11 protein-coding genes are annotated in these 14,584 nt (G+C 43.0%); 3 read left to right on the forward strand and 8 right to left on the reverse strand.

What is annotated here, in order from left to right:
• On the reverse strand, positions 1–2,390 hold a 2,390-nt coding region (locus LHW48_07515; GenBank protein MCB5260303.1), incomplete at its 3' end, for a TIGR03960 family B12-binding radical SAM protein.
• Positions 2,391–2,703: 313 nt separating this feature from the next.
• Here LHW48_07515 and LHW48_07520 point away from each other — a divergent pair.
• The 3 genes from LHW48_07520 to LHW48_07530 all read left to right on the forward strand — a co-directional run bounded on the left by LHW48_07520 (position 2,704) and on the right by LHW48_07530 (position 7,733).
• A complete protein-coding gene (locus tag LHW48_07520; GenBank protein MCB5260304.1) occupies positions 2,704–4,227 on the forward strand; it encodes a S1 RNA-binding domain-containing protein in 1,524 nt (507 codons plus the stop codon).
• 3 nt (positions 4,228–4,230) lie between these two features.
• Positions 4,231–5,727 carry a lysine--tRNA ligase gene (lysS, locus tag LHW48_07525; GenBank protein MCB5260305.1) on the forward strand — a complete coding sequence of 499 codons (1,497 nt, stop codon included), beginning with the start codon at positions 4,231–4,233 and terminating at the stop codon, positions 5,725–5,727.
• 299 nt (positions 5,728–6,026) lie between these two features.
• On the forward strand, positions 6,027–7,733 hold the full coding sequence (locus LHW48_07530; protein ID MCB5260306.1) for a Na/Pi cotransporter family protein: 1,707 nt from the start codon (positions 6,027–6,029) through the stop codon (positions 7,731–7,733).
• 124 nt (positions 7,734–7,857) lie between these two features.
• On the opposite strand, the gene lpxK is transcribed toward LHW48_07530, so the two are convergent.
• The 7 genes from lpxK to LHW48_07565 are packed head-to-tail and all read right to left on the reverse strand — an operon-like array spanning position 7,858 to position 14,002.
• A complete protein-coding gene (lpxK, locus tag LHW48_07535) occupies positions 7,858–8,898 on the reverse strand; it encodes a tetraacyldisaccharide 4'-kinase (protein MCB5260307.1) in 1,041 nt (346 codons plus the stop codon).
• Entirely contained in the window at positions 8,895–9,272 is a 378-nt protein-coding gene (locus tag LHW48_07540; protein ID MCB5260308.1) for a response regulator, read from the reverse strand. Before LHW48_07540 ends, lpxK begins: the two co-directional genes overlap by 4 nt.
• Positions 9,269–10,153 (reverse strand): phosphoribosylaminoimidazolesuccinocarboxamide synthase, encoded by an 885-nt coding sequence (locus LHW48_07545; GenBank protein MCB5260309.1) that lies wholly within the window; start codon positions 10,151–10,153, stop codon positions 9,269–9,271. The genes LHW48_07540 and LHW48_07545 overlap by 4 nt, the downstream gene beginning before the upstream one ends.
• On the reverse strand, positions 10,146–11,093 hold the full coding sequence (locus LHW48_07550) for a hypothetical protein (protein MCB5260310.1): 948 nt from the start codon (positions 11,091–11,093) through the stop codon (positions 10,146–10,148). Before LHW48_07550 ends, LHW48_07545 begins: the two co-directional genes overlap by 8 nt.
• A 55-nt stretch (positions 11,094–11,148) precedes the next feature.
• On the reverse strand, positions 11,149–11,934 hold the full coding sequence (locus LHW48_07555) for an ABC transporter permease (protein ID MCB5260311.1): 786 nt from the start codon (positions 11,932–11,934) through the stop codon (positions 11,149–11,151).
• A gap of 8 nt (positions 11,935–11,942) precedes the next feature.
• Complete coding sequence (locus LHW48_07560) at positions 11,943–12,827, reverse strand: ABC transporter permease (GenBank protein MCB5260312.1); 885 nt, start codon at positions 12,825–12,827, stop codon at positions 11,943–11,945.
• Positions 12,827–14,002: an ABC transporter ATP-binding protein gene (locus LHW48_07565; GenBank protein MCB5260313.1), complete on the reverse strand. Its 1,176-nt coding sequence runs from the start codon at positions 14,000–14,002 to the stop codon at positions 12,827–12,829. Before LHW48_07565 ends, LHW48_07560 begins: the two co-directional genes overlap by 1 nt.
• Positions 14,003–14,584 lie beyond the last annotated feature (582 nt).

The following is a 14,584-nucleotide window of genomic DNA, read 5'->3' on the forward strand; positions in this document are numbered from 1 at the left end:
AGAACATCATATAATGAAGGGCTTTGTAGGCTTTTGTGCAGATTTAAGCCATCTGGGGAGATTGAAATAGAAAGGATAATCTTTTTGAGATCGTAGGTCTTAGAGCGTTTGTCTGTTTGCTTGGTATAGAATATGCTTCCGGCATTGGCAAAAAAATGCAGCCGATTCTTGCTCCGCTCAAGTTGGTCGCTGTTTAGCTGTAAGCTAAGATACTCGGAACTGGGTAGGGCAGCTTTGCCTTTAATGGGTTCACATGCGGTAAGAGTAAAATCTGGAATGCGGCTTCGGCTTAATTCACTGAGGATGGTTTCTGCTGCAAGAGGCTCATAAAAAGAGATATCAAAGTATTCGGCAAAGCTTTCCACGCCGACGGGAAGCGGTGGGGAAAGACTAACTTTGGGATGGGGAGAAAAGCCCATTGTAAAAACAGTAGGCAGTTCTAATATGGCAATCCGGCGAAAGAGCATCCGCATCCAATCAAGATGCGAGATAAAGCGCAGGAGTCCGGTTTTACGGTAAAAAATGCGATAGCGATATTGGGTTTGAGGATTGTACTGGTTCGTATGAGCCGGTTGGGGAGATGGCGGTAAGGCTTGCAGAGGTGTGGCATCTTGGGTGAATATTTTATCATCACACACGCCGCAGAGCTGGCAGAGTTCGCGACAATCTTGGCTGGATTCGGCTTTTAAGGCTTTTTCATATTCGCTAATGAGGAATTTTTTGCATACTCCAATATCTATAAAATCCCAAGGTAGAGGTTCTGAGAGATCTCTTTGGGCAGTAAAATCGGAGCTGGAGAGCTGTTCTGCGGCAAAGGCGTTTTGCCAGATGCTCCAATCCCAAGTTTCATTCCAGCCGTCGAAGAGGGCACCATGCTGCCAGGCGTGATACAGCACTTTTGCCATGCGCAGGTCACCACGTGTGATACATGCTTCCAAAATCGAGTTTTCGATGGTGTGGTATTTCAATTTTATATTGCGATTTTTATAGAAGGCACTTTTGATGCTTTGAGCACGCTTTAATAAGACGTCTGCTTCTGCCATGGCACACCATTGGAAAGGGGTAAACGGCTTTGGAGTGAAAGGGGAGATGCTTACATTTATATTCATGCGTTTGTTAGCGGTAAGATTGATGCGCTGGATAAGATCGACAATCGCCTGAATATCCGTATCGGTCTCACCGGGCAGACCAATCATGAAATAGAGCTTGATCTTTTGCCAACCAAGCTTCTTGGCGATTTCTACCCCGTGCAGGATTTCTTCTTCATTGAGGTTTTTGTTTATAACATCCCGCAGGCGTTGAGAACCGGCTTCCGGAGCGATGGTAATGCCCTCTCTACCCAAGCTTTGCATCAAGCTCACCAGGCGGTCGTCTAAACTGTCTACACGCAGAGATGGCAGCGAGATGTGAGTTTTGCTGGTGTTTAGTGAATCTAATAGGGCAAAAAGGAGCTCGCGAATACAGGAATAATCGCTACTGGAGAGGGAAATTAAGCCGGCCTCGTCCCAACCGCTGTTTCTTACTTCGGCAAGCAAGTTATCCAAGATATCCTGAGGATTACGTTCTCGTACGGGGCGATAGAAGAATCCGGCATGACAAAATCGGCAGCCTCTGGAGCAGCCGCGCATAATTTCGGCAACATAGCGATTGTGCGTAGCCAATTGCCAGCTAAGAAGCTGGGGGCTGTGCAAGTTTGCGTTTTGGGCAAATCCGGAATATTTACGGCTGGAGATAGTTTTGGAGACTGGGGAGATGTTGAAAGGATTGTCACCAGAGTGCATTGGCACCCAACAGCTTTCTAATTTGCTAAGTTGCTCTATGCGGTCGTTGCGACTGGGGTATGCCTGCAAGATTTGGGCAATTTCCACTATCGCTTCTTCGGCTTCGCCCATAAAGAATACATCTATAAACGGAGCAAGAGGTAAAGGATTTGTGGCACAGGGACCGCCAGCCATTAGGATGGGATGATTTTTGCGGCGATCTTTTGAAAACATTGGAATCCTGCTACTGTGGATTAACTGTAATACATTACTAAAGGTAAGCTCACTTTGTAAAGTAATACCCAAAAGATCAAATTCGGCGGCAGCAATGCGACTTTCCAAACCGAACAGCGGGATTTGCTCTTCGTTCAGTAAGTCCAGCAAATCCATCTTGGGAAGATACATGCGGTCTGCCATGGCATAAGGCAGGCGGTTGACAATGCTGTAAAGTATTTTTAAGCCCAAGTGAGATACGCCCAGTTCATACAGATCAGGAAAGGCAAAAAGCATGCGGATAGGGTACTGCTCAAAGCTTTTGCGTATGGCGTTGATCTCGTGATCTATGTAGCGAGAAGGCTTTTCCACTAAAGGCAGAAGGTGCTCGATATTTACCATGATATATACCTTCATATATTAATGAAATCAATGGGAGGAAAGCAGACGGATTTGGTCAAGGTATTTTATGAATTGCGCTTTCCTGCGGCTGCAGAACCACTTCAAACGAGCGAAGATATCAAATATCTGTTTTGCTGCATTACCGCTGCTGAGGATTTGTTGGAGCATAAAGAGTGTTGTTATGTATAGAGTTTACAGATTGCTCTGCTTGTTTTAAGAGTAAAAGAAAAGCGGAAAATACGATTATTTTGCTGTTACTAAATAAAAGACTTTACAAAAAGAGCCTATTCAAAATTGTGGAATTCTCAAATGTCGTTAGGAGTTACATATGTCAGACAAGGTGCGTGAAACCAGCAGCAAGGCTGCTCTAAAAGAAATGAAAGAAGATTATCTTCGCATGCTCGAAGATTCCTTTCAAAACACAAATGAAATCAAAAAAGGCGATGTTGTAGAAGCCCCGATAGTTACAATCACGGATAATTTCCTGATCGTAAACTTGGGGGGGAAATTCGACGCCTATGCAGAGATTAGCGATTATTCCGATGAAAAAGGCACTCTCCAGCTTCAAGTAGGAGATGTTCTCAAAGGTTACGTAGTGGATCAGACCGATCAAGGCTACGTAGTTGGCAAAAGCCTCACCAAACAGCATGTGGACAAACAGTCAATCCGTGATGCTTATGAAAAGAAGATTCCGGTGCAAGGAAAGGTCTACTCGGTTACCAAAGGGGGATTTAGCGTTGATATTCTCGGTGCCAGAGCCTTTTGTCCGATATCGCAGATTTCGGTACGCCCGGTGGATGACACCGCCGCATTTATTGGTCAAAACCTTGACTTTATGGTGATTGAGTGCTCGGAAAATTGTCGTAGGATCGTGGTTTCTCACCGTCAATTGGCAGAACAGGAAGCGAACGAGAAAAAAGCGGAAGCTTTGGCAAAATTAGCTGAAGGCGAAGTTGTTATGGGTAAAGTAATGCGCATGACCTCTTTTGGCGCTTTTATAGATGTAGGCGGAGTGGAAGGCTTGATGCATGTATCCGAGATATCTTGGCAACATGTTATCAAACCGCAAGATGTACTTAAGACAGGACAGGAAATAGAAGTGAAGATACTTTCCATAAAGGGAGATAAAATTGCTCTTTCCTTAAAAGCCTTACAAGAAAATCCCTTTACTCAAGCCCTTAGCGAAGTTAAAGAAGGGGATGAAGTAAATTGCCGGGTTTTACGCCTGCACAATTTTGGTGCTTTTGCCGAACTCAAACCCGGAGTGGAAGGTCTGATTCCTGTATCGGAAATGAGCCGCAACCGCAATATTGCCCATCCTCGTGAGATACTCAAAGAAGGGGATTACGTTCAAGTACAAATCCTACGAATAGATCCTGATACACAAAAAATATCTCTTTCACTTAAGGCTTTACAGCCCGATCCTTGGGACAAGCTCGAAGAAGTAGTAAGCATCGAAAAGCCCTTCACCGGAGTGGTGGAATCCTCTACCAACTTTGGTGTATTCGTTACTATTAGCGATGGGATAACCGGTTTGCTGCCTCGCTCTCGTGTGCGTAAAAGCGATACCTTCAAAAGTGGTGATGAAGTGGAACTTATGGTTACCGCTATAGATCGCGAAAACCATAGAATTACTTTAGATTACACCGATCGCACCCCCGAAGAGATTGCTGCTGCCAGCCGTCCCCGCAATGAAGATCGTGCCCCGCGTGAGTCTCGCGATGGCGGATATAGGGGAGATCGTGATTTTGGCGGAAGAAGAGGCGGAAGAAGCCGTGGTGATGATGAATGGCGTAAATATGCCAATCAGAAAGCACCTGTAGTAGACGACAATCCTTTCAAAGATTTATAGATAATGGCAGAAAACCAGTTTATCAAGCTTCGCAAAGAGAAGCTGGCAAAGCTGCGTTTATTGGGAATAGACCCCTATCCCGTGCAAAGCCAACGTAGCCACAAAATTGCTCAGGTTTTGAAAGATAAAGAATCCTGGATAGAAAGTAACAGCATAGTTACGCTTGCTGGTCGTTTAGTAGCGATGCGCCGTCAAGGTAAAATCGGGTTTGGCAATATTGAAGACGACAGTGGAAAGATTCAGCTTTATGTTTCGCAAAGTGAATTGGGCGAAGAAAACTACGGCTTATTCAAGCTTTGCGATGCCGGAGATTTTATCCAAGCAAGCGGAAGCCTCTTTTACACTCAGGCTGGCGAGTATTCACTAAGATGCACGTCTATCAAGATGCTCAGCAAAAACATCAGACCTCTGCCCGCAGTTAAGGAGAAGGTTGTAGACGGGAAAGCTATCCGTTATGACGAATTTGCCGATATTGAACTGCGCTATCGCAAACGCTACTTGGATCTGCTACTCAATCCCGCTCAGCGCAAAGTATTTGAATTGCGTTCACGGATTGTATCCGCTGCCCGTAGATATATGGATTCGCGGGGATACATAGAGGTAGAAACGCCAATTTTACAGCCTCTGTACGGCGGCGCAAATGCCCGTCCGTTTATTACCCATCACAACACTTTAGATGTGGATTTGTATCTGCGCATAGCGGTGGAGCTTTACCTAAAGCGCCTCATCGTAGGCGGTTTTGAACGTGTTTATGAGATTGGGAAGAACTTTCGTAACGAAGGAATGGACCGCACGCACAATCCGGAATTTACAATGATGGAAAGCTATGAGGCATATTCGGATTTAAATGGCATGATGGATTTGGTGGAAGGCTTGATTAAGCATCTTGCCCTCGATGTGGTGGGCAAGGATACCTTTGTGTATCAGGGACACACCGTGCATTTGGGAGCTAAGTGGCGCCGAGCCTCGATGCCTCAACTGGTGAACGAAGCAACGGGTATGGATGTACTAACAGAAAGTGAAGAGGTACTTCTTGCTTTTTGCAAAAAGCAAGAGCTTGATATTCCGGAAGGAAGTGCCAAAGGAAAATTGATTGCTCTTATCTATGAGCAATTTGTAGAAGAAAAGCTGATAGAGCCTACCTTTGTGTGTGATTTTCCCAAGGAAATCTCTCCGCTTGCCAAATCCAAACCGGAAAACCCCTTATTGGCAGATCGCTTTGAGCTTATTATTGCCGGTGGTGAATTTGCCAATGCCTTCAGCGAGCTAAACGATCCTTTGGATCAACGTGAACGCTTGGAAGCTCAAGCCAGATTGCGTGCTATGGGTGATGACGAAGCCAATGTGGTAGATGAAGATTTCTTAGAAGCCTTAGAATATGGGATGCCACCTATGGGAGGACAGGGAATCGGTATAGATCGCTTGGTGATGTTGCTTACGGAGAACGATTCCATCAAAGAAGTGATTTTATTTCCTCAGATGAAACCAGAAACAAATTGATAAAAACCAGAAAGGTTATAGAGCCGGGTTTGTTAAACCCGGTATTTTTGTATCCACAAATATGGCGTAAGGATATGTAGATAAAGTGCATTGCACATGGTTGAAGTTAATTGGATAATAGTGAATATCTGCCTCTGAAGGTTTACAAAAAGTATTGCTATCTTCACTTTATACCCCAATTGTTTATGTCTGAGCTTAGTGCCCCGATTAAATGATAGCCAAAATGCTAAGAAATCCCTTGACCTTATGCCGCATCCGAAATAATTGAAACATCTACAGCAAGGGGAAGCTATAAGTTTATGACCATATTACAGCTGATCAACTTTTTCGGAGGCTTAGCGCTTTTTATCTTTGGCATGAATAAGATGAGCGACAATTTGCATGCCGTCGCCGGTAATGAGATGCGCAGAATCTTAAAAATGCTTACCAATACTCCCTTAAAAGGAGTTATTGTAGGTCTTTCAGTAACCGCCTTAATCCAAAGCTCATCTGCAACTACAGTTATGATGATTGGCTTGGTTAATACGGGGATGATGACGCTCAATCAGGCGGTTGGAGTAGTGATGGGGGCGAATATTGGTACTACAATTACTGCTCAGCTAATTGCCTTTAACATCGGACACTATGCCTTTGTATTCATCATTGCCGGAGTATGCTTGTTACTAATTCGTAAGAGCAGAAGGATGGAACGGTGGAGTCAGATTATTATCGGATTTGGTCTATTGTTTATTGGATTAAACGTGATGTCTTCTGCCATCCTGCCCTTGCGAGAATCTGCAATTGCTCAAAACTTCATGGTGAGGATTGCCGCAAATCCTCTTTTAGGTATTCTAACTGGAACCATCTTTACCATGCTCATCCAAAGTTCATCAGCATCAGTGGGAATTGTGATTGTTCTGGCCAATAGTGGTTTAATTCCTTTTGAGGGAGCCCTATATTTGGTATTTGGCGATAATATCGGTACCACAATTACTGCTTGGTTAGCAGGGATCGGAAGCAATTATACCGCTCGACGAGTAGCCTTAGTTCACTCTTTATTTAACACATTTGGGACAATTTTGTTTGGCTTATTAACATATTTCGGGATATATACGTTAATCATTAACCGGATCACGCCGGGTGATGTTTTTGCCGGCGTGAACCTTGCCCGGCATGTTGCCAATGCTCATACCTTCTTCAATATATTTAATACTCTTATTTGCTTGCCTTTCGCCGGTTTATTTGCCCGCATAGCAAGTAGCATAATACCCAAAGATAAAATCGATACCCTAAGTTTGGGCGAGCCCAAACATCTCAATTACCATGTTATTGGCGATAGTGAATTGGCGATTAACCAATCGTTCAAAGAAATGCGCGAAATGCTGAGATTGGTACGCATGGGACTGATTGTTAGCTATGAAGCCTTTAAGGATAAGAACTATAAAAAACAGATCAGAGTAAGTAGAATCGAAGCAGCTATCGACAGTTTACAGCGTGAAGTTACGCTATATCTGGTGGCGGTTAATGAGCGTACCAATGCGGACGATATCATCCAGAAGATACCCGCTTTGTTGCATACGGTGAACGATATTGAAAAGATCGGCGATTATACCGAAGAAGTAAACCGTATTCTCAATTATCAAATCACCATGCAAAAACAGCCGCTTTGTCCTGAATTTGCCGCCATGATAGACGATCTGCACGCCAAAGTGATGTTTATGCTGGATCTTTGTGTGGATTATTTGGAGAACATGAAGGATGACTTTAGCTATAAGATCATTGAAATGGAAGGCAGAATAAACGAACAACACCGAAACCTGCGAACCAAGATTCTTAGCGAAATCCAAAATGGCGAATGCGACGCCGCAGGTGGATTAAATACCATCGACTATCTGGATCAGGCGGAAGTGATTGCAGATAAGCTTAAGAATTTGGTGAAAGCAGGGAGTCATAAATTTATCTATAAGCAGCACAGTGACTTTCCCATAGATGAAGATGAGGATAACATTACCGATCAATTAATATAAGCTGTCCTATACTCATTACTTTATCGGAGAGTTAGCGTAGCTTTAAGCTACCATTATCCTGTACATACGGGAGCATCCCCGCTTAAACCTCAGTTAATGCTGGCTTGAAGTGGAGGGGGAGAGGTTATCGGTTTATGGTGGATATTATGGAATTTATCAAATCTTCGGGAAGGGTTGTACTTAGGCTAATTACCAACATTTTGCTACCCACCAGAGTCTTTAGTTTAACTGCATCTTTGGCCGTGCAGATAATGTACTTTGAAGTATCGTTGAGAATGGTGTTGCGGGAGGCATCATCAATAAAACTGTGGTGATCACCAAAGCGTAAGTGTTTTTGATATCGGATACCCATTTGGGCAAGCCCTTGTTCTAAAGAGCGAGGATTGGCAATGCCGGAAACCACCGTGATGTTTTCACTCTCTAAGGTTTTAGGATCAATTTCAATAGAGTTCTTATAAATATGCTTGCAAGAACTTTGAATCTGATATACTTTAGCACCTGTGGAGCGCAATCGTTTTTCCAAACTGGGATTTCGAGTACTACCTGGTTTTTGATGTAGCAAGCAAATGCTGCGAGAATCTAGAGCCGAGAGATCTTCTCGGAGATAGCCCGCCGGAATAGTAAAGCCATTGCCTAAGGCAAGCTCTGTATCGAAAACGATAATATCTAAGTCTCGTGCTACTTTGAGGTGTTGGAAGGCATCATCCAGAATAATGGCATCCAGATTGGGAAAGATTTGGTGAACTAGCATCAAAACTTGCTTGCGCTTAGCTCCTGAAAATACAGGAATTCCGGACAACATTTTTGCTGCCATAACGGCCTCATCACCTGCATCATGTGCATTGAAAAACAGCTTGGAGCCATCCCAAACCAGTTTTGCTTGTTGCTCCAATCCAGATTTGTAGCCACGTGAGGCATAAGCAACTCTTAAGCCTTTTTGGTGTAGGGCATTACATATAGCAATGGCAATAGGCGTTTTACCGCTGCCGCCAATAACCAGATTTCCAATGCTGATTACTTTGAAGGGGGCACGATAACCTTTGTGGGCATACAAGTTTCGCCTCCACCTCATCAATGAAGCGTAGCAAAGACTTGCTGGATATAGCAGGAAGCTTAGTAGTGATCTATTAAGAAGATGCTTTTCGGCAAAATCTGCAGGCTTCACTTCGCTGATATCTTGCGATCGATTAAGGTTACAAGTTTTTCCACATCAAAGGGCTTGAAAATTACATCCTTAAGTCCATCAACTTTGGCTCGTACCAAGACATGATTGGGATCGTAGCCAAAACCCGTCATCATTATAACTGGAATCTTTTCGTTGTAATCTTTCACACGCCAAAACAGCTCGTAGCCGTCCATATCTGGCATAGCAATATCGGTAAGCACCAAGTCCACTTTCCCGCTCATAATCATTTGCAGAGCCTTAAGTCCATCGGAAAAGGTGTGGATTTCCCACTCCGGGCGCAGAGCTTGGATTTCTATCTTGAGGTTTTTAACCAGTTCTTCTTCATCGTCTACAATGCATATTACTTTAATCATGTCAGTTCATTTCCCGTAATGGTTTTATACATAGCCAAATATTTCTCTCGAGTTTGCGAGATTACGCTATCGGGCAGTATTGGCGGAGCTGACTGCCTATCCCAAGCAATATCGTTCAAATAGTTACGAATAAATTGTTTATCGAAGCTATTGGGGGAAGCACCAATCTCGTAGCTAGATAATTCCCAAAATCTGGAAGAATCTGGAGTGAGACACTCATCAATAAGTAATATTTGATTGCCAATAGCCCCAAATTCGAACTTGGTATCGGCCAAAATCACATCTGACTTTTTAAGCAGGTTGTGGGCGTAACTGTACAATTCTAAAGATTTATCTTTCAGAAAACGGGCAATCCATTCATCTGTATAAGATAGCATTTCCCGATATGAGATATTTACGTCGTGACCTTCATTTGCTTTTGTTGATGGGGTAAAAAGAGCTTTGGGGAACTTCTGACTTTCATGCATGTCTTCGGCAATCATCATGCCTCCCACAGTTCCGGTTCGTTTATACTCTTTCCAAGCAGAACCACTTATGTAGCCACGCACAATACACTCAAAGGGTATTACCCGGGTCTTCTTAACCAGCATCGATCGTTCTGCCAAGAAATCCTTAAATGGATGCAATGCTTCAGGATATTCGGCAGGGTTGTCTGTTATAAAGTGATTGTTTACAATGTGCTTGGTATTTTTGAAGAAATAAGTAGAGATACCGTTTAGGATGCGTCCCTTATCAGGAATCAGATTGGGAAACACCACATCGAAAGCGGAAATCCGATCGCTGGTAACAATCAGCAGGGTCTCGCCCAGATCGTATAGATCGCGGACCTTTCCGCGTTTGAAGTTTTTTACCGAAGCCAGTTTGATGAGTTTATCATGCATTAGCTCGCTCCTTTATAAAGTTGTAGATTATTTTCATTTCATCCACTGCCGCCAATGGTAAAGCCAACTTTTCGTTGGCACGGTATTCGGGCAGGTCGGCAGGGAATCTGTAGCTCTTACCGTTCAATTCTGCGCGCACTAATTGACCATGCTGAATGCATAGTTGCGGACTTTCAAACTCAAGATCCTTTGCCACATACAAAAAATTGAGCCATTCCCGATAAGCCTTTAGTAAACGGATTTCATCATCCAACAGGTCTGCCTTGGCAAATTCCAAATTGTTAAAGTAGGCATCGCGCTCGTTCTGCACCAGCTCCAGAATTCCGTTTTGAGGGTGGATAAAGCTTTCCTGCAATAAAGTATCTAATTTGTCAAGATCATGTTCGAGCTCTGTTTCGCGAGCAGGAGCCAAGGCTAAACACCAACCCCGACAGGTGCCTTTGTCAAATTTATCACAGGGATAGCTTCCGGTTTCACAAAAGGGCAATTTTAAGATGCGCGATATGCTTTGGATAACATCGGTAACAAAGAAACGATTGCGAAAAGGTCCTAAGTATAGCCAATCGTCGCCGCTATGTTCTTGAATGCTAATAAAAGGGAAGCGATGGCTATCTAAAGCTAAGTACACATAATTTTGCCAGGGACGTAAGCGCCGTTGAAATTGGGGATGATGCTGGGCGATTAGGCATTTTTGTAAGATAAGTGCAGACATGGAATCTGGCATCAGATTATATTCCAAAGTAGAGGCAGCCGAGATAAGCTCTTGGTAGATATGGTCTTTTTCTGCTTTATTCCAGATGCTTTTCAATCTGGTGCTTAGCTTTGCGCTAATTCCTATATAGAGGTATTCCTCATTAGATTTTAGGACAAAACACAAGTACCCATCGGGAAGGCTATCCCACTGGTTTATATTATCTTTGGAAATATTCTGACTAATCATACGGACAGTCTTTTATACCTGCAATTTGTGTCAATTGAATTCTATGTTGTTCAGATTACAATGAATTCACTATTATCTTACGCACTCTTTTGGTTGCAACCACCAAAAAAAGAGTGAAGGCAATCATCAAGGTTGAAAGCGAATTGATGGTAGTAATAGTTCCTCTCCGGATGGTGCCCTCAACATATATGGGCAGAGTATCAAATCCGCGTCCCGAAGTAAAAAAGGTGATGATAAAATCGTCTATGGAAAGAGTGAAAGCTAAAAGCGCTGCTGCCACTATTCCTGGCATCATTAGGGGAAACTTTATTTTCCAAAATATGTAGAATGGTTTGGCACCGAGATCTTGCGCTGCCTCTACCAAAGAATGATCGAAATCTTCCAAACGAGATTGTATTACAATTACCGTATATGATATACAAAATGTAATATGAGCAATCAGCACCGTGAACATGCCGGTGTTTACTCTGGTGAAATTGAACAACAGTGCCAAAGATACGCCCATCAGGATATCTGGTATCATTAGGGGAGTGTAGATAAGAGCAATGAGCCCCCTTCTGCCGCTAAAGCCTTTGTTTTCTAAGCCTAAAGCGGTTAGTATGCCTAAAGTGGTGGAGATAAGAGTACTAAGCCCGGCAATCAGCATTGTGTTGCGAAAGGCTTCACCTATGGTAGGATTTTTAAACAACAGGAGGTAGTACTTAAAAGTAAAACCTTGCCAACCGGTAATTATGCGGGCGTCATTGAAACTGAAGATAATAAGAATTAGAATGGGGATATACAGAAAAATCATCACCAGAGTAAAGACTGTTAGATTCATGCCCTTAAACAATTTCGTCAAAGATAATCTCATTGCCATTGCCTCCGGTTCTGATGGCGCCGATAGAGCCCATACATAACCAGCAACAACACTGCCACCAGTAACAATAAAGTGAGCGAAAGTGCAGATGCCATCGGCCAGTTGCGAGGAATATTCTTGATCTTATAAGTAATCACCTGACCTATATATAAAGATTGTTGATTGCCTACCAATTGTGGGATAAGATAGGCTCCTAACGAAGGGATAAACACAAGTAGGGTGCCGGCAAATATTCCTCCTACTGCCAATGGTAGGGTAATGCGGAAAAATGCTTTTACTTCATTTGCTCCCAAATCCATGGCTGCATTTAGAAGGGTGAAATCCAATTTCTCCAACACACTGTATAGTGGAAGAATCATATATGGCAAATACACATATACCATTACCATGATAACAGCCAGATCGGTTCTTAAGATTTCCAGGGGTTGAGTAATAAGGCCTAAATTTATCAGAGTATCGTTCATAACGCCACTGTATGCCAAAAAGATGCGCCAAGAGAAGATGCGGATAATGAGATTGGTCCAAAAAGGGATAATAATAAAGACCAGCAGCATATTTTTGGTTTTTTCTTTGGCTCGGGCTATGTAATAGGCAACTGGAAAACCCAGAATAATGCATAGCATGGTTGTGTAAAAAGCAAGCTTGAAAGAAAGTAGAAAAGGACGTAAGTAGTCACCCCTAAAGATTTGTCGATAGGCATCCAGCGATACTTCAAATTTCACATCATAAATATCCGGGCTAAGAAAACTGTAAATAATAACGATTAGATAGGGGATAAGAAAGAAGCAAGTAAGCCAGATTAACGTAGGTAAACTAAGCAACCAGCTACTGAGGTTTCTACGCTTATCTTGTACACTCTGCAAATTTGTTTGCATCAGCTTTTTCCCCGCTTTACATAGCGTTGTAAATTGCCGCCCTCATTAATATCTACCTCAGGCACTTCGCCTTGTAGAGTATCTATCAACCAAGTATCGGTATCGTGCCAAAATAGCCACACGTTTTCTTCCCAATCCAAAGCCTTGTCGTCAAAATATACACGTTTATGTTGAGAAAACACTCTAAACTTCAGCTTGCCAACCCGCACAATGTACTGAGTATGCGTGCCCAAATACAAAATATCTTCAATTTGCCCCTTTAGTATGTTAATGTCGTCCTGGTGGCGCGGTTTATTGCGGGCAATGGCGATCTTTTCGGGTCTTAAGGATAGGGTAATCTTTGTGCCTTTTTCTGGAGCTTGTTTAAAACTGCTGTCTATCTGAAAAGTCTTTCCTGTGCCATCATTGCACTCTAATTCTATGTAGTCCTCATAAACTTCCAAGACTTCCCCGCTGATGAGATTGGTCTCGCCAATAAAGTATGCGGCAAAGATGTTAACGGGACGCTCGTAGATATCATCCGGAGGTCCGCTCTGCACAATTCTGCCTTCATTCATCACGGCTAAGCGGTCAGAAATACTCATGGCTTCACTTTGATCGTGAGTTACGTATATAAACGTTATCCCTACAGCGTCGTGGATGTTCATGAGCTCAATAAGCATGTGTTGTCTAAGTTTTAGATCCAGTGCGGCTAAAGGTTCGTCTAAGAGCAACACTCGCGGCTTATTGATTAGTGCTCTGGCTATTGCGATGCGCTGTTTTTGTCCGCCGGAGATCTGATTGGGATATTTAGAGGCTTGATCTTGCATCTTTACTAAGTTGAGCATTTCGTATACTCGCTCTTTTATCTCGCTCTTAGGTGTGCGTTTGATGCGCAAGCCAAAGGCAACGTTGTCGAATAAGGTCATATGTGGAAATAAGGAATAGTTCTGAAAGATTGTGTTTACTTCGCGCTTGTAAGGGGGGAGAGAAGAGATATCATGGTTGCCTAAACGAATACTTCCGGTAGTGGGCATCTCAAAACCTGCGATCATGCGTAATAATGTAGTTTTACCGCAGCCGCTGGGTCCTAAAAAACTGAATAACTCACCACTTTTAATTGTGAGATTTACACTATCCACAGCCCTAAAGCTACCAAAATCCTTACTCAAATCTTCCAGTACTATGTTTTCCAAATTATTCCTCTTTATAGTAGTTAATCTCTCTGGCACCATTTACCGTTACACTATCGCAAAGCTCATGTACCTTGAATCAAACGTTCATTATCAAGTCTTTTCAAAATTCTAGAAAAAGCGTGATTCGTCAAGTTAATAATTTGTAAGAGTGTGAATAATCGGGTATGGATCGGAGCCCCAAACTGCAAGGGTGCTGGGTGGGCATAGTTGCGATCAAAAAACCACTAAACCGGTATTTCATACATACAAATCTGCTATATATAGATGCGCAACGGTCTCATGTATTTACTCAACAACAGCTAAATCTCCCCATGCGTATTGCAAACTTCGCCCCCTTCTCGCCCTTCGCTATAACGGAGGATTAAGCATGGTTCAAGCTGGGATCATCCCGTAGATAAGGGATCATGTCCTTCTAAAGTATGCCTAATTGTGAGATAAAGATTCATGTGAAGACGGTGAGTAAGACATTTGAATAATTGGGGCATGGAGTCCCGTACTACAAAAGTGTCGTGTGGGCAAAGGTGCGATAAATAAAACCACTAAACCGATACTTAGTGCATACAAATCTGCTATATATAGATG

The organism is Candidatus Cloacimonadota bacterium, from assembly GCA_020532355.1.
Taxonomy (GTDB): domain Bacteria; phylum Cloacimonadota; class Cloacimonadia; order Cloacimonadales; family Cloacimonadaceae; genus UBA5456.